The organism is Bacillus xiamenensis, assembly GCF_001857925.1.
In the GTDB taxonomy this organism is placed as follows: Bacteria; Bacillota; Bacilli; order Bacillales; family Bacillaceae; genus Bacillus; species Bacillus xiamenensis.
In genome coordinates, this window is sequence record NZ_CP017786.1 from 3,248,319 (window position 1) to 3,270,362 (window position 22,044).

At 41.0% G+C, this 22,044-nt stretch carries 26 protein-coding genes and 1 riboswitch; of the genes, 22 read left to right on the forward strand and 4 right to left on the reverse strand.

Annotated features, from left to right (window positions below; genetic code table 11):
* Window positions 1–39: 39 nt before the first annotated feature.
* On the reverse strand, window positions 40–924 hold the full coding sequence (locus tag BK049_RS16615; protein ID WP_071168989.1) for a DUF1002 domain-containing protein: 885 nt from the start codon (window positions 922–924) through the stop codon (window positions 40–42).
* A 294-nt stretch (window positions 925–1,218) separates the two neighbouring features.
* Between BK049_RS16615 and BK049_RS16620 the strand changes: the two genes are divergently transcribed.
* From BK049_RS16620 to BK049_RS16650, 7 genes are all read left to right on the forward strand, one after another.
* On the forward strand, window positions 1,219–1,656 hold the full coding sequence (locus tag BK049_RS16620; protein WP_008359679.1) for a peptidylprolyl isomerase: 438 nt from the start codon (window positions 1,219–1,221) through the stop codon (window positions 1,654–1,656).
* Between the two features lie 143 nt (window positions 1,657–1,799).
* Complete coding sequence (locus BK049_RS16625) at window positions 1,800–2,036, forward strand: DUF2164 domain-containing protein (protein WP_008359681.1); 237 nt, start codon at window positions 1,800–1,802, stop codon at window positions 2,034–2,036.
* 249 nt (window positions 2,037–2,285) lie between these two features.
* A complete protein-coding gene (locus BK049_RS16630; RefSeq protein ID WP_008359682.1) occupies window positions 2,286–2,630 on the forward strand; it encodes a hypothetical protein in 345 nt (114 codons plus the stop codon).
* A 115-nt stretch (window positions 2,631–2,745) separates the two neighbouring features.
* Window positions 2,746–2,887, forward strand: a riboswitch (FMN riboswitch).
* 252 nt (window positions 2,888–3,139) lie between these two features.
* On the forward strand, window positions 3,140–3,790 hold the full coding sequence (gene ribE / locus BK049_RS16635; RefSeq protein WP_008359684.1) for a riboflavin synthase: 651 nt from the start codon (window positions 3,140–3,142) through the stop codon (window positions 3,788–3,790).
* An 11-nt stretch (window positions 3,791–3,801) separates the two neighbouring features.
* The gene (ribB, locus tag BK049_RS16640; RefSeq protein ID WP_083381140.1) at window positions 3,802–4,425 is read left to right on the forward strand and encodes a 3,4-dihydroxy-2-butanone-4-phosphate synthase; all 624 of its coding nucleotides are present in this window, start codon (window positions 3,802–3,804) and stop codon (window positions 4,423–4,425) included.
* A 26-nt stretch (window positions 4,426–4,451) separates the two neighbouring features.
* Entirely contained in the window at window positions 4,452–4,916 is a 465-nt protein-coding gene (gene ribH / locus BK049_RS16645; protein ID WP_008359688.1) for a 6,7-dimethyl-8-ribityllumazine synthase, read from the forward strand.
* 112 nt (window positions 4,917–5,028) lie between these two features.
* The gene (locus BK049_RS16650; protein WP_008359690.1) at window positions 5,029–5,382 is read left to right on the forward strand and encodes a GNAT family N-acetyltransferase; all 354 of its coding nucleotides are present in this window, start codon (window positions 5,029–5,031) and stop codon (window positions 5,380–5,382) included.
* 22 nt (window positions 5,383–5,404) lie between these two features.
* Here BK049_RS16650 and BK049_RS16655 read toward each other — a convergent pair whose 3' ends face one another.
* Window positions 5,405–5,929 (reverse strand): DUF309 domain-containing protein, encoded by a 525-nt coding sequence (locus BK049_RS16655; protein ID WP_071168990.1) that lies wholly within the window; start codon window positions 5,927–5,929, stop codon window positions 5,405–5,407.
* An 88-nt stretch (window positions 5,930–6,017) separates the two neighbouring features.
* Window positions 6,018–6,110 (reverse strand): YjcZ family sporulation protein, encoded by a 93-nt coding sequence (locus tag BK049_RS19140; protein WP_008359694.1) that lies wholly within the window; start codon window positions 6,108–6,110, stop codon window positions 6,018–6,020.
* A gap of 209 nt (window positions 6,111–6,319) precedes the next feature.
* Here BK049_RS19140 and BK049_RS16660 point away from each other — a divergent pair, with 209 nt between their 5' ends.
* The 15 genes from BK049_RS16660 to BK049_RS16730 all read left to right on the forward strand — a co-directional run bounded on the left by BK049_RS16660 (window position 6,320) and on the right by BK049_RS16730 (window position 20,184).
* Complete coding sequence (locus tag BK049_RS16660) at window positions 6,320–7,078, forward strand: segregation/condensation protein A (RefSeq protein ID WP_071168991.1); 759 nt, start codon at window positions 6,320–6,322, stop codon at window positions 7,076–7,078.
* Window positions 7,068–7,661, forward strand: a complete 594-nt coding sequence (gene scpB, locus BK049_RS16665; RefSeq protein ID WP_008359698.1) for an SMC-Scp complex subunit ScpB — start codon at window positions 7,068–7,070, stop codon at window positions 7,659–7,661. The genes BK049_RS16660 and scpB overlap by 11 nt, the downstream gene beginning before the upstream one ends.
* A 113-nt stretch (window positions 7,662–7,774) precedes the next feature.
* Window positions 7,775–8,254: a YpuI family protein gene (locus tag BK049_RS16670; RefSeq protein ID WP_071168992.1), complete on the forward strand. Its 480-nt coding sequence runs from the start codon at window positions 7,775–7,777 to the stop codon at window positions 8,252–8,254.
* 112 nt (window positions 8,255–8,366) lie between these two features.
* On the forward strand, window positions 8,367–9,518 hold the full coding sequence (locus BK049_RS16675; protein WP_008359702.1) for a D-alanyl-D-alanine carboxypeptidase family protein: 1,152 nt from the start codon (window positions 8,367–8,369) through the stop codon (window positions 9,516–9,518).
* A complete protein-coding gene (locus tag BK049_RS16680; RefSeq protein ID WP_071168993.1) occupies window positions 9,506–10,093 on the forward strand; it encodes a nucleoside recognition domain-containing protein in 588 nt (195 codons plus the stop codon). Before BK049_RS16675 ends, BK049_RS16680 begins: the two co-directional genes overlap by 13 nt.
* 4 nt (window positions 10,094–10,097) lie before the next feature.
* Window positions 10,098–10,634: a spore maturation protein gene (locus tag BK049_RS16685; RefSeq protein WP_008359705.1), complete on the forward strand. Its 537-nt coding sequence runs from the start codon at window positions 10,098–10,100 to the stop codon at window positions 10,632–10,634.
* 135 nt (window positions 10,635–10,769) lie between these two features.
* Window positions 10,770–11,504 carry a 23S rRNA pseudouridine(2605) synthase RluB gene (rluB, locus tag BK049_RS16690; RefSeq protein ID WP_008359707.1) on the forward strand — a complete coding sequence of 245 codons (735 nt, stop codon included), beginning with the start codon at window positions 10,770–10,772 and terminating at the stop codon, window positions 11,502–11,504.
* Between the two features lie 90 nt (window positions 11,505–11,594).
* Window positions 11,595–12,125 (forward strand): thiol-disulfide oxidoreductase ResA, encoded by a 531-nt coding sequence (gene resA, locus BK049_RS16695; protein ID WP_008359709.1) that lies wholly within the window; start codon window positions 11,595–11,597, stop codon window positions 12,123–12,125.
* A gap of 1 nt (window position 12,126) precedes the next feature.
* On the forward strand, window positions 12,127–13,806 hold the full coding sequence (resB, locus tag BK049_RS16700; protein ID WP_008359711.1) for a cytochrome c biogenesis protein ResB: 1,680 nt from the start codon (window positions 12,127–12,129) through the stop codon (window positions 13,804–13,806).
* On the forward strand, window positions 13,790–14,968 hold the full coding sequence (gene ccsB, locus BK049_RS16705) for a c-type cytochrome biogenesis protein CcsB (protein ID WP_008359713.1): 1,179 nt from the start codon (window positions 13,790–13,792) through the stop codon (window positions 14,966–14,968). The genes resB and ccsB overlap by 17 nt, the downstream gene beginning before the upstream one ends.
* Window positions 14,969–15,053: 85 nt before the next feature.
* Window positions 15,054–15,776: a response regulator transcription factor gene (locus BK049_RS16710; protein ID WP_008359715.1), complete on the forward strand. Its 723-nt coding sequence runs from the start codon at window positions 15,054–15,056 to the stop codon at window positions 15,774–15,776.
* Window positions 15,773–17,554 carry an ATP-binding protein gene (locus BK049_RS16715; RefSeq protein ID WP_071168994.1) on the forward strand — a complete coding sequence of 594 codons (1,782 nt, stop codon included), beginning with the start codon at window positions 15,773–15,775 and terminating at the stop codon, window positions 17,552–17,554. Before BK049_RS16710 ends, BK049_RS16715 begins: the two co-directional genes overlap by 4 nt.
* A 203-nt stretch (window positions 17,555–17,757) precedes the next feature.
* Complete coding sequence (gene sigX, locus BK049_RS16720) at window positions 17,758–18,366, forward strand: RNA polymerase sigma factor SigX (RefSeq protein WP_008359718.1); 609 nt, start codon at window positions 17,758–17,760, stop codon at window positions 18,364–18,366.
* Window positions 18,278–19,384: a sigma X negative regulator gene (locus tag BK049_RS16725; RefSeq protein ID WP_071168995.1), complete on the forward strand. Its 1,107-nt coding sequence runs from the start codon at window positions 18,278–18,280 to the stop codon at window positions 19,382–19,384. The genes sigX and BK049_RS16725 overlap by 89 nt, the downstream gene beginning before the upstream one ends.
* Before the next feature lie 152 nt (window positions 19,385–19,536).
* Entirely contained in the window at window positions 19,537–20,184 is a 648-nt protein-coding gene (locus tag BK049_RS16730; protein ID WP_008359722.1) for a peptidoglycan DD-metalloendopeptidase family protein, read from the forward strand.
* A gap of 35 nt (window positions 20,185–20,219) precedes the next feature.
* Here BK049_RS16730 and serA read toward each other — a convergent pair whose 3' ends face one another.
* Entirely contained in the window at window positions 20,220–21,794 is a 1,575-nt protein-coding gene (gene serA / locus BK049_RS16735) for a phosphoglycerate dehydrogenase (RefSeq protein WP_071168996.1), read from the reverse strand.
* Window positions 21,795–22,044 lie beyond the last annotated feature (250 nt).

A 22,044-nucleotide genomic window follows, 5' to 3' on the forward strand; every position in this document is an offset into this window, starting at 1 on the left:
AAGCTGCCTGATCATTAGGCAGCTTTCTTTTTATAACATTTATTTTCCACCAGTGAATACAGACACGATTGCGTTCCAAATGGAGACAAAGAAATCCCAAATCTTCTGTAGAAGGTTTTTCCCTTCATCTGATTCTATGAATTTCGTAATCTTGTCTTTTGCTTTATCAATTTGAGATCCGACCTGTTTCCAATCGATATTGATATTTTTCATTTTATCGAAGAGAGAGACAAGCTGATCCTTTTGTTCTTGCGTCAGATTTAAGTTCAAATCCGAAGCGGCTTGATCCACTTTTTCTTCTACTTCTTTTGTTGTTTTAGGAACACCATTTTTCGCAATGTCATCTTTGATTTTTGCAATCAGGGCAGAAGCATTGTCTTTACCGATAGAGTCACCTAATTTAGAGGTTGTCACAAGCTCTTCGTTTGCAACCTGTTTCACATCCTCTGGAATGGCTTTATCGCTTGACACTTCATAGGCTTTTAATAGCCCTGTAAGAGCTGCTGTACCAGAGACTTCAAACGGAGCCGTCACGACAACTTTTGCATCTTTCACACCTGCTGTCATTAAAGCATTTAAATACATCTCATCTGTAATGGTCTTAATGTTATGAGTATCCACAGTCAGACCAGATCCTGATTTTTCAATAGTGATGGATGAAGATGATAATGCTCGACTCCCGATTTGAGAACTAGGGATATACTTTCCTAAATATTCGTGCTCTTCTTTATTGGTCACTTCAATTTTTGTCGCATTTTCAGGTGGATTCAACTCGTCAAGCACCTTCTGGCGATCAGCCGCAGTTAAGTCTTGCCCGAGTGTGACGATGACATCGCCGACAGCTGCATCCGCTAAGCTGACTTTTGGCACACCTATTAGCAAAAGGAGTGCTGCCATCATACCAAGCATTGTTTTTTTAAACATGTTGACCTCCTTCAAGTCGAAAGCGTTCCTCTTTTGAGAGAAACTCATCTTTTGAGTACATGCGTGAAGCGTACTCCAACATATAGACGTAACAAATCAGCCTGACGTTTCAATTTTCTTTTGAAGACGTTTTAATCAGTCTGACTTCATGTACTTAGGAGAAAAGAATCAGGCTCTTCTATTTTATCAATGATGTGATGGGAGGTAAATAACATTCAAAGAGCAGGGGATGTTTCACATCATTAAAAATGTGCTATAATGAGCGTTGTTTAACCTGAAAGGAGAATGTGAAAAATGGCGAAAAAAGGATACATACAATTAACAAATGGAAAGAAAATTGAGTTTGAACTTTACCCAGAGGCTGCTCCAGGTACAGTAGCAAACTTTGAAAAATTAGCCAATGAGGGCTTCTACGATGGATTGAAATTCCACCGCGTAATCCCTGGCTTCGTCAGCCAAGGCGGCGATCCAAACGGTAATGGAACTGGGGGTCCTGGTTACACCATTAAATGTGAAACAGAAGGAAATCCTCATCAACATGAAAGAGGTTCATTATCAATGGCACACGCTGGTAAAGACACTGGCGGCAGCCAATTCTTTATCGTACATGACCCGCAGCCGCACCTAAACGGTGTTCACACTGTTTTTGGCAAGGTGACATCAGGTATTGAGGCTGTTCTTGATATGGAACAAGGTCAAGGCATGGAAAAAGTCGAAGTTGTCGACGCATAATAATGGGAAAACAACGTATGAAACACCGCATTTGCGGTGTTTTTTTATGGCGAAAAAAGCCGTCATTTATGATATAATGGAACATATATTCGTAAAAAGAAGCCTGGTAATCGTACAAGAAAAAAAGAAAGCTGGTGGATGAGATGAAATCATTGACAACGGAAGAAAAAAGGCAAATGATGGATGAAATACAACGTTTCTTTGCAAATGAGAGAGAAGAGGTTATTGGAGAAGTGGCAGCGGGAGAAGTATTGGCTTTTATCACTCATCACCTCGGAAGCTACTACTATAATCAGGGGGTGCGCGATAGTCGAGATATAGCTGTTCAACGTGCACAGGCCTTAGAAGAAGACTTGTTTGCTCTTGAAAAAAGAGTTTAGGTGAAAAGTTTCTATTTTCTTTAGTATCTATGTGGTTTACTGTCCTTATCAGGAGAAATTCAACGAACACCCCCTTAATAAAGAACGCATATTCGTATCATATGTAATGATTAAAAGGTGGAAACCAAAGGGCCATCTGAATCGTTATATAAGTAACCATTAATGAAATCAGCTTTTTTGGTTTTATTTCAACAAAAGAAGGAATAAAACATACAAATAGGCGAAGTGCAGATGATGGAGGTTCTAACTATGGGGAAAATCAAATTAAAAATTGCGATCTTATTTGTTTTACTGCTTTGTTTAGGCGCAGGTTATTTATACATGAATGGCATGAAATTTGAAGATGTGCCAACAGCCATTGGTGAAAGCTTAACGAACAATGATAAAGACTACACCATCTATGAATATACCATTACAAAAATTGATGGAGACGAATACTACGGTAAAGCGAAAAACGGAACGAAAATCATTTTTAATGGAAAGAAATTTGAAGATGATGTAGCTGATCTGAAAAAAGGCGATCGTATTAAAGCGTACTTTAGTAATGAAAAAAGAATAGATGGTCTTATAAAAGTAGTAAAAGTCGTAAACTAACATGTCTCCTTTCCTATAAGGAGGCTTTTTTTATGAAACAGATCATGAAATCTTGATTGTTGCATTTGTCAACAAGGATCGCTATAATAGCCCCTAAGGACAGCTAAATATCGATTGTATCCTTCGGGGCAGGGTGAAAATCCCGACCGACGGTAATAAAGCAGTTGCTTTACAGCCCGTGACCCGTTAATTTATTAACGGTTGATTCAGTGAAAAGCTGAAGCCGACAGTGAAAGTCTGGATGGGAGAAGGATAACGAAAGCTATGTATGAACAAAAAACAAGTGTTGATCATAGTTTTATTTCTAATGCAAAAAAACCACAGCCCCGGAATGTTTCCGGGGCTTTCTGTATGTAAATGAAGTGATAGCATGCAGTGTTTATTAGGTGATCCCTCATCTACCTTGTATGGACCATAAAAAGCGACGAAGGTGCTCAATCGATCACATGTCCCTAATATCGCTTTTTCATAAAGTGAGAAATACAATCGAAAGAGAAAGGGAGGATCACATGTTTACGGGGATTATTGAAGAAGTTGGTACAGTCCAGTCATTAAACAAAAAGTCAGCTGATGCCATGGAAATCGTCATCAAGTGTAGCCGTGTGCTAGAAGATGTTCATCTTGGAGACAGCATCGCCATCAATGGCGTATGTCTCACAGTCACAAGTTTTACAAAAGATCAGTTTGCGGCAGATGTGATGCCTGAAACGGTCAAAGCAACATCGCTTTATCAGCTGGCATCAGGCAGTCCAGTGAATTTAGAGCGGGCCATGTCCTCAAATGGACGATTCGGCGGTCATTTTGTATCTGGCCATGTTGATGGAACGGCTTTAATTACCCGGATTGAAAAAAAGAGCAATGCCATTTACTATGATTTGGAAATGGACAAGACCCTCACAGATATGCTCACGAAAAAGGGATCGATCGCAATAGATGGCGTCAGTTTGACCATTTTCGATTTGCGAGATGCACGCGTTACAGTTTCTATCATTCCACATACGCTTGAAGGAACCATTTTCCCGACTAAATCTATGGGTGATGTTGTGAATATAGAGTGTGACATGATCGGTAAATATATTTATCGCTTTTTAACAAAAGAACAAGACGAAAAGCAGCCATCCCGATTGACCCCATCATTTTTAAAAGAGCACGGATTCTAGGAGGCGATTGTATGTATCATTCAGTTGATGAGGCGGTAAATGCCCTCAAGCAAGGAGAAATCATTATCGTAGTGGATGATGAAGATAGAGAAAATGAAGGAGACTTTGTGGCACTTGCTGAACACGCCACGCCGGAAGTCATTAACTTCATGGCTTTATATGGGAGAGGCCTTATTTGTACGCCTGTTCATGAGTCGATAGCCAAGCATCTGAATCTGCATCCAATGGTAGAACAAAACACGGATGCACACCATACAGCGTTTACGGTGAGTATCGACCATACGTCAACGACAACGGGTATTAGTGCCTTTGAGCGCTCAACGACCATTTTGGCCATGTTAAATAAAGAGTCAAAACCAGAAGATTTTGCCCGTCCTGGTCATGTTTTTCCGCTTATTGCAAAAGAGGGCGGCGTACTAGAAAGACCAGGCCATACAGAGGCGGCCGTTGATCTTGCTAAACTTGCGGGGTCAGTCCCTGCAGGTGTTATATGTGAAATTATGAATGCAGATGGAACGATGGCACGCGTGCCCGAACTGAAAAAAATTCAAAAAGAACATGAGTTAAAGATGCTGACGATTGAAGCATTGCAGGCACATATAAATAATCAAACAACGACAATTGAAACAAAATAAAAATCACAAAAAAGGATGATGAACATATGAATACAATACAAGGCCATGTAGTAGCAGAAGGATTAAAATTTGGAATCGTCGTCGCAAGATTTAATGATTTTATTACAAGCAAGCTGTTAGATGGGGCAGAAGATACATTGCTTAGACACGGAGCAAACGGCGACGATATCGATGTCGTGTGGGTGCCGGGTGCTTTTGAAATTCCGTATATGGCCAAAAAACTAGCAGAAACAAAAAAATATGATGCAGTCATTACACTTGGAACCGTCATTCGAGGCGCAACCACACATTATGATTATGTTTGTAATGAAGCGGCAAAAGGGATTGCTCAAAGTGCCATCTCAACAGGCGTACCGATTATCTTCGGTGTGCTCACAACAGAATCCATTGAACAAGCCATTGAAAGAGCTGGTACAAAGGCTGGTAATAAAGGCAGTGAATCAGCTGCAGCTGCAATTGAAATGGCCAATCTAAATCGAACGTTTCGTTAATTTGATGAAAAAGAGTTTAAAAATAGCACGAAAGTGTTTATAATGTGTGATAGCAAGTGATTTATCAGACATTTGCTGGAAAAAAGGATAATTTTAATATTGAGGGGTATATATGTTAATTCGTTACAAGAGGTCTTTTGAAAAAATTGCCATGGGACTCCTGTCCTTTATGCCGGGTGAGAAAGACGTCAAACAGCTTCAGCAGACGATGAAGTCATATGAAATGGATGAAGATCGGCAGCTGTTCCTTTGGAAAGATGGCGAGGATATCGTAGGTGCTATTGGTGTGTTGAAAACAGACGACCAAGTACAAATCGAGCATATTAGTGTCAACCCATCCCATCGGGACCAAGGAATCGGCAAGGAAATGGTATTAGCCGTGGAAGAGGTATTCAAAACGAAAACACTCATTCCAAATGAATTAACACAAGGCTTCTTTCATAAGTGTCAGAACGAAACAAACTAAATATCACACGTGAAAGCAGAGGTTACATGCCTCTGCTTTTTTTGCGTTCAATTTGTTTTTCACGTTCAAGCAATACGTCAGTTCGGTCACGCAGTCTATGCTTTTCAATTAAAAATGTATGTGATAAGTTGCTTTCCTGTCCAAAGGTTAAGCCTTCTTTTTCGGCCATGTCTTGGCATAAAGAAAGGAGCGCTTGATCTTTGATTGGCAGCACGACACTCTCATAAGGCATGTCTTCATCCATTTTCTTTTTTAGTGTTCTCAGAAGCATCATAAACGCCTCTTCATCAAGCCCTAAATCGGTTAGTACGTTTCGGTCAGCTTCTAACAGATGAAGGCTGTTTGAAATCAGTCGTTTCGCTCCTTTGCCATTTCCCCGTCTTTGGTGATACAAAGCGACAGCAAGCTGAATGAACCCAACCCAGTACGCTTTGCGCTGATGAGGGGGGTCTTCCTTCCAATATTCCTCAAGAATTTCATGACACTCAAAATAATCTCTTGTCGTGTGAAATTCATGTAAAAAAGCCACGTACGCTTCAGGATACACAGCGGTCATCTCCTTTTCCACTATCAGTCTAACACACGGAAAAGAAAAGAAGAAAGAGCGCCCCTTTATGAAAGGACGCTCTGTTTCTTTAATAAACCCAAGCCGCGCCAACGATGATCAGCAAGATGAACAGCACAACAATAAGCGCAAATCCTCCGCCGAAATAATAACCATCTCCCATAATGATACGGCCTCCTTTTTCATCAGTTCTGATTACAATGGTATTCTATGTATAAAAGCCCTCATTGGTATGGGCGAATCCACTGTTTTTCTTATTTTACCGGCTGCATCATGGCCGAAATTATATTGGACGAGAGCTTTATCGTGTCTTATACTAAAGGGTAGCCGGTGAAAACGGTACTTAGAAGAAGTAGAAATGGTGAGAAAAGAATGCTGGAATATCAGGTGAAAATAGATTCGTTTGAGGGTCCTTTGGACTTGCTTTTACATTTAATCAACCGTTTGGAAATTGATATTTATGATATTCCCGTCGCTAAAATTACGGAGCAGTATTTATTATATGTCCACACGATGAGGGAGCTTGAGCTTGATATTGCAAGTGAATATTTGGTGATGGCTGCAACCCTCCTGAGTATTAAAAGCAGAATGCTTCTTCCAAAACAAGAGGAAGAGCTGTTTGATGAAGACTTGATTGAAGAGGAAGAAGACCCTCGTGAAGAACTGATTAGTAAATTGATTGAATACCGCAAGTATAAAAATGCAGCGCAGGAACTTAAAGAACGCGAAGAAGAACGGCAAAACGCCTTCACAAAACCACCGAGCGATTTAAGTGAATTTGTAAAAGAAGCAGAAGTGAAGGACACAAACTTACATGTAACGGTGTATGATATGTTAGGTGCGTTCCAAAAGGTATTAAATCGAAAAAAGATAACAAAACCAGCACCATCAAAGATTACAAGACAAGAAATCCCGATTGAAGACAAAATGAATGAGATTATGAACCATTTAAGAAAAACAAAAAAGCGGACCAATTTCATGACTCTATTTCAACATGATCAAAAGGAACACCTTGTCGTAACGTTTCTTGCTGTTCTTGAATTGATGAAAAGCCATCAAATCATGTTAGAGCAGGAAGGGAACTTTGAAGACATTTATATCATAGGGAGTGAAACGATTCATGACGCTTGATATCGTGAATTGGAAAGCCATCTTAGAAGCGCTGCTTTATGCAGCAGGTGATGAAGGCTTAACAAGAAAACAGCTCATGTCCGTTCTTGAAGTAGATGAGGCGGCGCTTCTTGACATTATGTCTGCCGTAAAAGAAGAATATCAAAAACAAGAACGAGGGATCGAGCTCATTGAATATGCAGATTCATATATGCTGCTGACGAAAAAAGAATACAGCATTTATTTGAAAAAATTAGTCGAGACACCATCAAAAGGTTTGTCACAGGCAGCACTTGAGGTGCTCGCCATCGTCTCTTATAAACAGCCGATCACACGCAGTGAGGTCGAGGAAATCAGAGGCGTTAAATCAGAACGGGTGCTTCATAGTTTAGTTGCCAAAGCACTACTTTGTGAAGTTGGACGTGCCGACGGTCCGGGACGAGCGATCCTGTATGGGACAACGCCGACCTTTTTAGAGCAATTTGGCTTAAAGGCCTTAGATGAATTACCGCCGCTTCCAGAAAATGTTGAAGCAGATGGGGTACAAGAAGAGGCTGATCTCTTTTTTGAAAACTTCAATCAAACATTTGAAGAGATAAAATAGTTCAAAATAAGGAAAAATGTATGATAAAATATAAAAAAGATTTTAGGTCTAAAATCTTTGGTTGAAAGATAAAATGGTGACAAAGCCATGAGGGGAAGGTAAACACGAAACAAATGGCACATATGAATGTAAAGGCTCAAATTGATCAAGCAGGTGTTTTTTTATCAAAGGTTGCAACTGAAGTGAATGACTACCTGAACGAAGCTACCTTATCAAGCTTGAAACGATTAAACCCGGAAGCGGAAGCCTATTATTGTGACATATTGAGTACATTACGGAAGCTTGCAGTCTATAGCGAGGATGCAGCCGCAGTTTGCAGGAAAATCCGGCAGCAGCAGACATTCCCGCAGCAAGCCGCACAGCAGATGCTTCACCGCATTTATCATCAATGCATTGAAGAATTCTTTACACCAAAAAAGGATACATGGTATGAAGACAGCCGTTCGGCCTATACAGGGAAAAGCAGTATTGTTTTTCACCATGAAGTATCGGCTGATGTCAAACAACTATTTTCTACATTAGAAAAAGACTTTTTACGGATGAGAGAAGAGCTGGAATATACGACATCTCATCAGCAAATGAAAATGGTATAAGCAAGAATGAAATGCGCCTCTATCGTTAGAGGTGCTTTTTTTATGGACGAGGCATCATAACTTTTTCAACCGCGCATACACTTGTACAAAACGGACAAGGACGTGAATGAACATGCCCTATTTAAAAATTGGAACAGCAGTCCTTCTTCTATTCACACTCTTACTGCCTTTTTCCTCACATGCTCAAGCAGACCTATCCTTATCGGTGAGTGCAAAAAGCGCCATTTTAATAGATGGACAGTCTGGCAGAGTCCTATTTGGAAAGGACGAGCACGAAAAAAGAAGAATCGCCAGTATTACAAAAATTATGACGGCAGTATTAGCCATTGAATCAGGAAAAATGAAGGACACCGTCACAGTATCAAAACGGGCGATTCAAGCGGAAGGATCATCAATTTATTTAAAGGAAGGGCAGAAGGTGAGCTTAGAAGACCTGACGTACGGGCTCATGCTGCGTTCTGGGAATGATGCAGCTGTTGCGATTGCAGAACATGTTGGCGGCAGCTTAGAGGGCTTTATTTTTATGATGAACCAAAAGGCATCTGAACTAGGAATGGAAAATACAAATTTTCAAAATCCGCATGGACTCGATGATCATAAAAACCATTATTCATCAGCCTATGATATGGCCATTTTAACAAAATACGCCATGGAGCATAAACAATATCAAAAGATTGCCGGGACCACTTTTTATAAAGCAAAAACAATGGAAGGCTATTGGAAAAACAAAAACAAGCTGCTCACTGGTTTATACCAATATTCGACTGGCGGGAAAACGGGCTATACAAAGCTTGCAAAACGTACGCTTGTCTCCACAGCTGCAAAAGGGGATGCTGCGCTGATTGCTGTGACGATTAATGCGCCGGATGACTGGAAAGATCATATCTCTATGTTCGAGTATGCATTTGATCACTATAAAACGTATGTGCTTGCTGAAAAAGGCAGGCTCGCTTCGTTAAAAGGAACCTTTTACGAAAAAAAAGCGTTTATTAAGCGGGATGTGGACTATTTTCTAAATGAAGATGAGAAACAACTAGTGGAAATCGAAACGGAAATGCTCACGCCGAAAAAGAAATGGGAGAAAAACGCAGAAGCTATCCCAGATATAGTAGGGAAAATGACGTTTTTACTGGATGGTCAGGTGATTGAGCAAGTCCCGATTTTTTATGAAAATAAACGCAACCGAATGCCTCAAAAAAGCTTTCAAGACATGTTTAAGTCTGTCTTTCAGACATCGCTAGGCGGCTCTTCATGGTCAATCTGATTTGGGTATTCCTTACGGTCATCGGTCTTGTCTATGCGATGTTTAACGGAACGATGCAGGAAGTGAATGAAGCTATTTTTAAGGGTTCAAAAGAAGCGGTCACCATTTCAATCGGGCTGATCAGTGTCCTTGTTTTCTGGCTCGGATTGATGAAGATCGCAGAAGAAGCAGGGCTGTTACAATTCTTTAGTAAATTGTGCCGCCCCTTTATTTCAAAGCTATTTCCTGACATTCCTGCGAATCATCCGGCTATGGGGTATATTCTGTCCAATCTCATGGCGAATTTCTTTGGCCTTGGCAATGCCGCCACACCAATTGGGATTAAGGCGATGGAGCAGATGAAAGCATTAAATGGCGGAAAAAATGAGGCGAGCCGCTCTATGATTACATTTTTAGCAGTCAACACATCCTCTATTACACTTGTGCCAACGACCGTCATTGCCATTCGCATGACCTATGGCGCGGATCAGCCAACAGATATTGTAGGACCGACCATTTTAGCGACACTCATTTCAGGCATCGGTGCGATAATTATTGATCGCTATTTCCACTATCGCAGAAGCAGGCGGGGGTGATCTTGTGGCATTTATTAACTGGCTGTCACTTGCTTTGATTCCACTAATCATCGCAGGAATTTTGATTGCAGGAACGATCAGAAAGGTCCCAACCTACGAAACCTTTGTAGAAGGCGGGAAAGAGGGCATTCAAATTGCCTTTTCAATCATTCCATATTTAGTCGGCATGCTTGTGGCCATTACGATATTCCGTGCGTCAGGTGCGCTTGATTTTGTGATGGCGTTATTAAAGCCTGTGTTTACAGCAATCGGCGTTCCTACCGAGGTGGTGCCGCTTGCATTTATTCGCCCTATATCAGGTACAGCCGCACTCGGCATGACATCAGACTTAATTGCAACATATGGTCCAGATTCTTTTATAGGAAAGCTTGCAGCCGTCATGCAAGGGTCAACGGACACCACGCTTTACATTTTAACGGTCTATTTTGGAGCAGTCGGTATTAAAAAAATGGGAGATGCGCTGAAAGTCGGTCTGTTAGCCGATCTCATTGGTGTCATTGCATCTATTATTATTGTCAGTTTGTTATTTAGCGGCGCCTAATGAGGCGCTTTTTTATTTTTAAGGGATGGAAAACAGCTTTTTTGCTGAAATTAGACAGATGAAACGCTTATTTTTCCACGAATGCTTGTTTGTTTCAAGTCAAGCAAGTAAGATAGTACATGAGGTGAAAGACAAATGGAACGTTTACAGAAAGTAATTGCACATGCCGGCGTCGCTTCAAGACGAAAGGCTGAAGAATTGATTAAAGAAGGGCGAGTTACCGTTAATGGTCAAACAGTGACAGAGCTCGGAGTAAAAGTGGGCTCTTCAGATAAAATTGAAGTCAATGGATTAAAGCTTGAAAGAGAAGAACCAGTGTACTTTATGCTTTATAAACCGCGCGGCGTCATTTCTGCTGCCGAGGATGATAAAGGGCGCAAAGTCGTCACAGACTTCTTTGATGATGTCCCGCAGCGCCTTTATCCGATCGGCCGATTAGATTATGATACGAGCGGTTTAATTTTGATTACAAATGACGGCGAATTTGCCCATAAGCTCATGCATCCGAAGTATGAAATTGATAAAACGTATGCAGCGAAACTAAAAGGTATCCCTTCAAAGGAATTGCTTAGAAAGCTAGAAAAAGGAATCATGTTAGACCATAAAAAAACAGCACCTGCTCGTGCCAAAATGCTGTCGATTGATAAACGAAAGCAAACATGTATTGTGCAATTAACCATACATGAAGGCAGAAACAGACAGGTACGCCGCATGTTTGAAGCCATCGGTCACGATGTTTTAAAGCTAAAAAGAGAGCGATATGCTTTCCTTCATATTGAAGGCATGAGACCAGGCGAGCGCAGAGAATTGTCTCCGCATGAAGTAAAGCGTCTAAGAGCGATTGCAGATCATGGGAAAAGTGCTTTTTAATTTTCACATAAACTTCAAAAAATGAAGAAGCATCAAAAGACGGAGAATGCTATAATTTACCTGAATGTCTATGGGGAAGGGGTACTTCAGATGAAGAAAAGACGATTTTTCATACGGACGGGCATTCTCCTCGTGATGCTTGCTGCACTCTGTTATACCATGTATAATTCAGTATTTGCCAAACCGGATCGAGTGAAAGAAGGATCTATTGCACCTAATTTTGTCCTTCAATCTGTAGATGGGGAACGGATTGAATTAAAGGACTTAAAAGGAAAAGGTGTCTTTCTAAATTTTTGGGGGACATGGTGCGGTCCATGTAAGCAAGAATTTCCTTATATGGCGAATCAGTATCAAGTGTTCAAGGATCGCGGTGTCGAAATTGTTGCCGTAAATGTGGGGGAATCCAATATTGCGGTGAAGAATTTTATGGATGCTTATGGCGTGAATTTTCCTGTTGCCATGGACAAAGATCGTCAAGTGACAGAGGCATATGATATTACGCCGCTGCCAACCACATTTTTAATTAATCCTGAAGGCAAGGTAATCAAAGTCATAAAGGGAACGATGACAGAACGTAATGTCTATGAATATATGAATTTGATTAAACCAAAGGGGTCATAGAATGAAAGAAGTAAAGTGCGAGTGTGGACATATTAATCCAATTGGTACTGTTCTATGTGAATCATGCGGCAATCCCATTGCAGCAAAAGAGAAAAATTCATCAAAGCTGCTGGATATGAGATATGACGGCAGTGCGAGACGCTCGCAAACATACAACAAATCGATTGTTGATAAAGTATGGAACTTTTTTTCTTCCGTCAAAGTGGGTGTGTGGCTCATTGTCATCACACTATTAGCTTCTTCGCTAGGAACGATTTTTCCGCAGGAGCGATTTATTCCTCCAGGTGCATCGGCTTCCACTTATTATGAGGAGCAATACGGATCGTTTGGCAAGTTATACTACATACTTGGATTTCATGATCTTTATAGTTCTTGGTGGTTCTTAGCCCTTATAGCATCTATTGGAATTTCCCTTGTCATTTGCAGTCTCGACCGAGTGATTCCACTTTATCGGGCGCTTAAAAACCAAGGGGTTGTCAAAAAAGAAGGCTTCATGAGAAGGCAGCGACTTTTCAGCGAAACAGACAAAACATTAGATCAGCATACATATGAAGGCATCGTTCGTAAGATGAAACAAAAGCGTTACCGCGTGCGAGAAGAAGATGGACATATTTTAGCTGAAAAAGGCCGCTTTTCCCGCTGGGGACCTTACGTCAATCATATCGGATTAATTATATTTCTCATTGGATCAATGCTCCGTTTTGTCCCGGGAATGTACGTGGATGAAACATTGTGGGTAAGAGAAGGCGAAACGGCACCAATCCCAGGCACGGGAGGTCAATATTTCTTAAAGAATAATGCGTTTTCCATTGATCGCTATGAATCTGAAAAAGAAAAAGAAGTGTTTGAAAACGCGATTGAAAAAGCTGGTGACGGTCAAGTCGTCAAAAGTTATAAAACCGATGCCACCTTATACAAACGTGAAGGGGAAGTTGTTTTTGGCGAAAAGCCCAAGCTGAAGCAGGTAACAGAGCACGACATTAAAGTGAATGAACCGCTTAAGTTTGACAATTTCTCATTATATCAAGTGGATTTTAAACAAAATGAACTCGATCAAATGGTCTTTCAGCTGATTCGAAAAGATACTGAGAAATCTTTTGGAACTGTGAAGATTAATCTGCTGGAGCCTAAGTCAGAATATGATCTTGGTAGCGGTTACAAAGTCAAGGTGATGAGTTATTTGCCTGATTTTTATTTGGACGAAGATGGCACGCCGAGTACGAAAACAAGGAATCCAAATAACCCTGCTTTCGTGTTTGAAATGATTTCTCCTGAAAAACCAAAAGGTGAAAAAAGCTTTGTCGCGATTCAAGAGACAGTAGAGGGTTCAGATAACAATCTTTATAAGATGAAGTTTGACCGGGTTGAAACGAAAAACGTTACGGGTTTAACGGTGAGAAAAGACTTAACACTTGGGGTACTCATTGTTGGCGGAATCATCTTCATGATTGGTGTCGTGCAAGGGATGTACTGGCAGCATAGAAGAATCTGGCTGTCGGCAAAGGATGGAAAAGTATTTGTGGCAGGACACACAAACAAAAACTGGTTCGGCTTAAAGTCTGATCTTAACGTGTTACTAAGTGGCAGCGGCATCAAACAGCCAGTGGATCAAAAAGAACTGCCTGATACAACAAGTATCAGCAAAAGCAAGGGGGAAGGATTAGATGGCGGCAGTCAGTGAAAACCTGTTATTTGCAGCTTTTCTATTTTATTTAGCGGCAGTTCCTTTTTTTGGAGGGGCCATTAAGGGAAAAAAGAAAGAGGATGGCCCGCGCAAAAACAAGGCGGCACTTATTGGCATTACGCTCACCATCATCGGTTTTTTGAGCCAATTTGGCTATTTTATTTCAAGGTGGATCGCGTCTGGTCACGCGCCAGTCAGTAACTTATTTGAGTTCACCACGGCCTTTGGCATGATGCTGGTGCTCGCGTTTATCATTTTATATTTTGTCTATCAAGTGTCTGTACTTGGTTTATTCACACTTCCAATCGCTTTATTGATTATTGCGTATGCAAGCATGTTTCCATCAGATATTTCACCGCTGATTCCTTCACTTCAAAGCAACTGGCTATATATTCACGTGACGACAGCGGCGCTTGGTCAAGCCATTTTAGCGATCAGTTTTGTGGCAGGCGTCATTTTTCTTTTGAAGCATGTCGATCAAACAAAACCGGGCAAGAAGACATTTGGTTTAGAGCTTGTCATGTTTATGATTGTGGTCACCCTTGCATTTATTGCGGTCACGTCCATCTTTAGAATGACAGGGTATGAAGCGAAATTTAATTGGGTAGATAAGAATAAAGAAGAAAGCGTGATGGTCTATGAGCTGCCAGCTTTAGTAGGACCTCATCAAGGGGAGCTTGTGACGCAAAATCGTTTGGAGCCTTTCGTTGATTTACCACCTGTTTTTTCAGGTAGAAAGGTCAATACAGTATTATGGTCATTTGGCGTTGGGCTGATCATTTATGGCTTGCTACGATTGATCATTCGAAAAAGACTAAGTGCTCTCCTTCAGCCGCTCGTGAGACAGGTGAATCTCGATTTAGTCGATGAAATTGGGTACAGGGCTGTTTCCATTGGTTTCCCTGTATTTACGTTAGGCGGACTTATTTTTGCGATGATCTGGGCGCAATTAGCATGGACGAGATTTTGGGGCTGGGACCCGAAGGAAGTATGGGCTTTAATCACATTTTTATTTTATGCAGCCTATCTCCATCTTCGGTTATCACGAGGCTGGCACGGTGAAAAGTCCGCCTGGCTTGCCGTGATCGGATTTGCCATTATTATGTTTAATCTCATCTTTGTCAATCTTGTCATTGCAGGGCTTCATTCTTACGCATAATCGCAAGAAAAGACCAACTTTTATGATTCGATTCGGCTTTTTGTTAAAATGAATGTAACAACGGAGAAAGCAGGAGGATTGTCTAATGGAACACACAACTCAAACGAAAATATTAATCGTAGATGATGAGGCAAGAATTCGCCGCCTTTTAAAAATGTATTTAGAACGAGAAAATTATGAGATTGATGAAGCGGAAAATGGGGATGAGGCGATACAAAAAGGGCTTCAAACGGATTATGACCTCATTTTGCTCGATTTAATGATGCCTGGAACAGATGGGATTGAAGTGTGTAATCAAATTCGAGATAAAAAAGCCACCCCCATCATTATGCTGACAGCAAAAGGTGAGGAAGCTAACCGTGTCCAAGGATTCGAGGCGGGAACGGACGACTATATCGTCAAACCTTTTAGCCCGCGTGAAGTAGTTTTACGTGTAAAGGCATTGCTTAGAAGGTCGTCTCAAACATCGTATCTTAATACTGGCACAACAACAAAAGATGTTCTTGTGTTTTCTCATCTATCCATTGATCATGATGCACACAGGGTAACGGCTGATGGAAAAGAAGTCAGCCTCACGCCAAAGGAATATGAACTTCTATACTTCCTGGCGAAAACGCCGGATAAGGTCTATGACAGGGAGAAGCTTCTAAAAGAAGTGTGGCAGTATGAATTCTTTGGGGATTTGAGAACGGTGGATACCCATGTCAAAAGACTTCGAGAAAAACTGAATAAAGTGTCACCAGAAGCGGCGAAAAAAATCGTGACAGTATGGGGTGTCGGGTACAAATTTGAGGTCGGCGCTGAATGAAGCTGTGGAAAAGTGTCGTAGGAAAGCTATGGTTAACCATTCTTTTCCTTGTCCTCATTGTTTTATCCATTTTAACTGTGCTTCTTTTAGAATTCATTGAGAATTATCATGTAGAAGAAGCAAAGTCTGATTTAACACAAATGGCAAACAAAGTGGCAGTCATTTTAGAAAGCCATGAGAATCAATCGCTCGCAAGGTCTATTACATCAGAACTCGCTGACAAATTGACGAGTATTGCGATTGTTCAAGAGGATGGACTAGAATGGTATTCGTCTGAAAAAGGCGGAAAGCTTCCAGCGATAACAAAAGAACAAATTGAAGCAGACAAAGATTTAAAAAAAGCGCTGAAAGAACGAAAGAAAATCAGCAAACGAGCAGAATCTGGTACAGGCAATCAAAAGGATGAGCGAATTGTAGTAGGTGTTCCTTATGAGGCGAACGGAAAGAAAGGCATGGTCTTTCTTTCCCAATCACTCCTCGCTGTAGAACAAACAACGAAACATACGACGCGGTATATTTTCCTCGCTGCCGGAATTGCAATTGTTCTGACCACTATTTTCGCTTTCTTCTTATCGACACGTGTCACCTATCCTCTCAGAAAAATGAGAGAGGGAGCACAAGATTTGGCGAAGGGGAAATTTGATACGAAGATTCCTATATTAACGCAAGATGAAATTGGAGAACTGGCCATCGCCTTTAATCAAATGGGGAAACAGCTGAAATTTCATATTACTGCCTTAAATCAAGAAAAAGAACATTTGTCCAACATCCTAAGCAGTATGGCTGATGGTGTCATCACCATCAATATTGATGGAACCATCCTCATGACAAATCCGCCTGCCGAAAGATTTTTGCAGGCCTGGTACTACGAGCAAAACATGAAGATCAAAGATGGAGATGAACTGCCGCCAGAAGCGCGAGAATTGTTTCATACAGCCGTCAGCACGGAAAAAGAGCAAATGATCGAAGTCACGCTGCAAGGGCGTACTTGGGTGCTCCTGATGTCTCCGCTTTATAATCAGCAGAATGTGAGAGGTGCGGTTGCGGTACTCCGTGATATGACAGAAGAGAGAAGACTTGATAAGCTGAGAAAAGACTTCATTGCCAATGTCAGTCATGAGCTTCGCACACCAATTGCTATGCTGCAAGGCTATAGTGAGGCCATTGTCGATGACATTGCAGGATCAGAAGAAGAAAAGAAAGAGATTGCGCAAATTATCTATGACGAATCACTTCGAATGGGGCGCCTTGTAAATGACCTTCTAGATCTGGCACGTATGGAAGCTGGTCATATTACGCTTAATCTTGAATCAACTGATACAGAAGAACTGACTGAGAAAATTTACCGAAAGTTTCTTGGGATTGCCAAAGAAAAACAAATTCATCTCACATATGAGATTCAAGTAGAAGAACCGCACTTTGTATTCGATCCAGATAAGATTGAACAGGTTTTGACCAATCTGATTGATAATGCCATTCGTCATACACCAGAGGGCGGAGATGTCCACTTCTCTGTTCAATCGGTGGAGAATGGGCTGAAGGTGGATGTGAAAGACTCAGGAAGCGGCATTCCTGAAGAGGATCTGCCATTTATTTTTGAGCGGTTCTATAAAGCGGATAAAGCAAGAACTAGAGGACGCTCGGGTACGGGGCTAGGCCTTGCCATTGTGAAGAACATTGTAGAGGCACACCAAGGCACGATTCATGTACACAGCAAAGCAGGAACAGGTACACACTTCACCTTCTATATTCCGAAAAAAAAGCAGGAACTCGTCTAATCTTGACGAAGAATCTTGTTACATGAGAAACACTTCTTTTCGTCAGAAAAAGAGGTGTTTTTTCTATGTTTTCTTTTTTTAAGGAGAAGTTAAACAAAAAGCCCTTTCCAAATGGTCGATCTTGTAATATATTTGTCATAAAGTTGTAATGTAACGTTTTGCAAGAGTCACTCGACAAAAATAAGTGAACGGAGGGGTTTCCTATGCATGAAACCTTTCAAAAAATATATGATTCGTACCATCAAGATTTGTACCAATTTTTATTTTATATGGTAAAAGATAAAAATCAGGCAGAGGATCTCGTTCAGGAGGTTTACATTCGGGTACTTCACTCATATAAAACTTTTGAAGGAAGAAGCAGCGAGAAAACATGGCTGTTTTCAATTGCAAGGCATGTGGCAATTGACTGGTTTCGCAAACAGCAAACCATTAGACAACGTGTGCTAGGCACGTTTGATTGGGATAAGCAGGATGTAAAAGACCCAGACTTGCTCCCGGATGAATTGGCTGTCCAGGATGAAAATATAAAAGAAATCTATGCCGCACTTGATCATTGCACCATAGATCAAAGAGCTGTCATCATTTTAAGGTTTATCCAGGGCTACTCAATCATGGAGACGGCAAAGGCGCTAAAGTTCTCGGAAAGCAAAGTCAAAACAACGCAGCACCGAGGCCTGAAAGTGCTCCGAAAACATATGGAGCTTTTGAAGGAGGAGCTATTGAATGAAAACGAACAGGTCCGATTGGAGCGAAGAACGAATCAAGGTGTTACTAAGTCAGCTTCCAAAGGTGGAGGACAACCGTTCATCTAAGCAGATTTACCAGCAAATGCTGATGGCAAGCGGGAAGAAAAAGAAAAGTGTCAGATGGATCGGTCCAGCGGTAGCAACCGTTGTGGTTCTATTTATGGCGTTTTTGATTTCTCCTCATTTCTTTCAGCCAGCCGCTCAAGATATAAAGAAAGTGAAAATGGGATCGAATGCTGACAAAGGGCAGGTGAATGCAACATTAGAGGCGGTAAAAAACAAAAATGAGCCTTCGCATGTTGTTTATAAAGCTGACAAGGAAAAGTATATGACGATTGCATACATAGATGAATCGACTTCTCAAGTTGTCCCAATTAGTATTGAAAAAGAAAATGAGCATGACCATGTGCAAGCATTGCTTGACACATATGAAAAGGTGCAGCTGCCTGAGATGACAAAACCGCTTCAAACTTATATGGATATGGTGGAGGTTAGTGCAAAAGGGGATACGCTGGTTTTTCAGCTGAAAAATGATTTGTCTCTTGATACATTAAAAGAAGCCAACCGCTTTAAAGACATGGTAAAAGAAACACTAAAATGGAGTCCATATAAGCAAGTGCAGGTCAAGTCTGTCAAAGGCTCTCATCTTCAATTAGGATCTAATGGAAGTCTTGGCACCATTTCAATTGATAAACAAACAAAGCACGCTTACTTCGTATTAGAGAATAAGAGCGGGACCTTTTTGGTGCCCTCAAAAAGTCGTTATGAAACTTATGAAGATGCGGTAAAGGCAATGAAGCAGACAGGTGACGCAGGATTAGATCCGCTCATTAAAGAAGAACCTATTAAAGATGTGACATCAAAAGGAAAACATGCGACCGTCACGTTTGGAGCATCAGTACAATTAACGGACTCAATTGATCATATTCTACTTATTGAAGGGCTGCTGCTCACAGCGAAAGATTTTGGTTTTAAAGATGTCACGATTCAAAATGCAGGGACAGATCAAGTAGGGCCCTATGAATTAGAAGAACCACTAGAAGTACCGGCGCTGCCAAATCCAGTTGTCATCAAAGATCGTTAAAGAACGCAATTTATTGCGTTCTTTCAGATTGTTGACAAAGGGCTAAAATGTTGCTGATTTTAGCCCTTTGTCTTTTTTTCATGTATAGAAAAGGGCATCCTTGCGGTATACTAAGCTGTCATGAAAAGAACTTCAAAGAAGGGAAGTCACTGATGAAAAGGTATTGTTTCATATGTGCCAGCTGTTTCTTGTTCTTGATCTTATCGCCATTTGCCCATGCTGAGAAAACAACCGAATGGGTGGAACCAATAAAAGGGGAAGTCACCGATTTATTTGGGACAAGAGGCGGCGCGCATAAGGGATTAGACATTGCTGCGCCAGAAGGCGAATCAATTTTTGCTGCAAGCGAAGGGGTAGTCACTCGTTCCTATGTATCTGCTACTTATGGAGAAGTCGTGTTTATCCGCCATCCAAATGGATATGAAACCGTCTATGCCCATTTACACGAGCGCTTTGTTAAAAGCGGTGATCAGGTACAAGCAGGACAGCCAGTCGGCATCATTGGCAACACAGGCGCTTCTAGAGGCACTCATTTGCATTTTGAAGTACACAAGGGCAATTGGTCAGTGAGCAAAGAAGATGCAGTAGATCCGCTCACAGTCATTGCGAGGGATCGTTTTAAAGAGCCAGCCCTTCATGTGAACGGGCATGAAAAACATACATATGTCATTCAACAAGGGGACACCCTGTGGTCCATTGCTCAGGCACATGAAATGACCGTTGATCAATTGAAAAAGATCAATGCGCTGACAACTCATTTCATTCGAACGGGTGACCGATTAATCGTTTCAACAAAATAAAACCTCATGCAAAAGCATGAGGTTTACGATCGTTTTTATAGGTCGATCAGACGTACAGAAAGAATATCACGCACTTCAGTTAATTTTTGGACAATTTCATCTTCAAGATGCTTATCAAAAGAAAGCATCATGATGGCTTCGCCGCCTTTTTCTTTACGTCCTACTTGCATGGTCGCAATGTTCACATCATGGTCGCCTAAAATCTGACCTACTTGACCAATCACACCAGGTGCGTCTGTATGCTGAATGTAGACTAGATGTCCATCAGGGTAAAAATCAATATTGAATCCATTAATAGAGACGACGCGTTCCCCTAAATGCGGAATATAGGTTGCTTTTAAAGTAAAGGTTGAAAGGTCACCTTTGACTTCAATTGAAATGCTATTCTCATAACCAGATTCGCTAGAAGAAATTTTCTCACTAAAGCTAATGCCGCGTTCTTTTGCTACCATCCCGGCGTTTACTTCATTGACCGTCGAGTCTACACGCTCTTTTAAAAAGCCAGACAAAAGACTTTTTGTAATAAACGATGTTTCGAGTTTTGAGATCGACCCTTCATAGGAAATGCTCACTTCTTTTACAGGCTCTCTCATGGATTGAGAGACAAGACGTCCAAGTTTTCCAGCAAATTGATGATACGGTTGAATTTTTTTGAACTCGTCTTTTGTCAACGCTGGAAGATTGATAGATGACATGACAGGCAGTCCTTTTGCAAATTGAAGCACTTCTTCAGATACTTGTGCCGCCACATTTAATTGCGCTTCTTTTGTAGATGCACCAAGGTGCGGAGTTGCAATGACGTTTGGATGATCCACAAGCGGATTATCAGTAGGTGGTTCTACTTCGAATACATCGAGTGCAGCCCCTGCGACATGGCCGCTTTCAAGTGCTTCAAGAAGGTCAGCTTCGTTAATAATACCACCGCGTGCACAGTTCACTAAACGAACGCCCTTTTTCGTTTTTGCAATCGTTTCTTTATTGAGCAGTCCTCTTGTTTCTTTTGTTAATGGTGTATGTACAGTAATAATATCTGATACTTCGAGCACTTCATCGAGTGATTTTGCATTGACACCAATTTTTTCTGCACGTTCTTTTGTAAGGAACGGGTCAAACACGTTTACAGTCATACCAAATGCTCTTGCTCGCTGAGCGATTTCGCTACCGATTCTGCCTAAACCAACAATCCCAAGTGACTTTCCATAAAGCTCAGCACCGACATATGCACCTCTGTTCCATTCTTTTGATTTAACAGAAATATTGGCTTGAGGAATATGGCGCATGAGAGATGAGATCATGGCGAACGTATGCTCTGCTGTTGAGATCGTATTTCCATTTGGTGCATTGATGACAATGACGCCGTGTTTTGTTGCTTCATCAATATCAATGTTGTCGACTCCCACACCGGCACGGCCCACAATTTTTAATGAAGTCATTTTTTCATAAAGTTCTTTTGTCACTTTAGTGGCACTTCTGACAAGTAAGGCATCAAACGTGTGTAATTCATCCTCGGCTTCTGTTACATTTTTTTGGATAATTTCAACAAAATCTGCTTCTAAAAGTGGTAAAAGACCATCATTGCTCATCTTATCTGAGACTAATACTCGAAACATCGTAAGATTTCCTCCTAAAATAAACGTCATAAATATCTGATAATTTACCATATTCCTTTTCACTGTGTCAATCAAATTAAAGCAGTAAAGCGAAAAAGAAAACACGAACATTTATTGGTGTCTTTATAAAGAATGAACACCTTTAAACAAAAGATAACCAATTTATACGCATTTGTCATTATAAATTTTACGTTTTTTACGATTTCTTAAAACTGATGAAATTGCTCAGGATTTTTATCTGTACAAATGC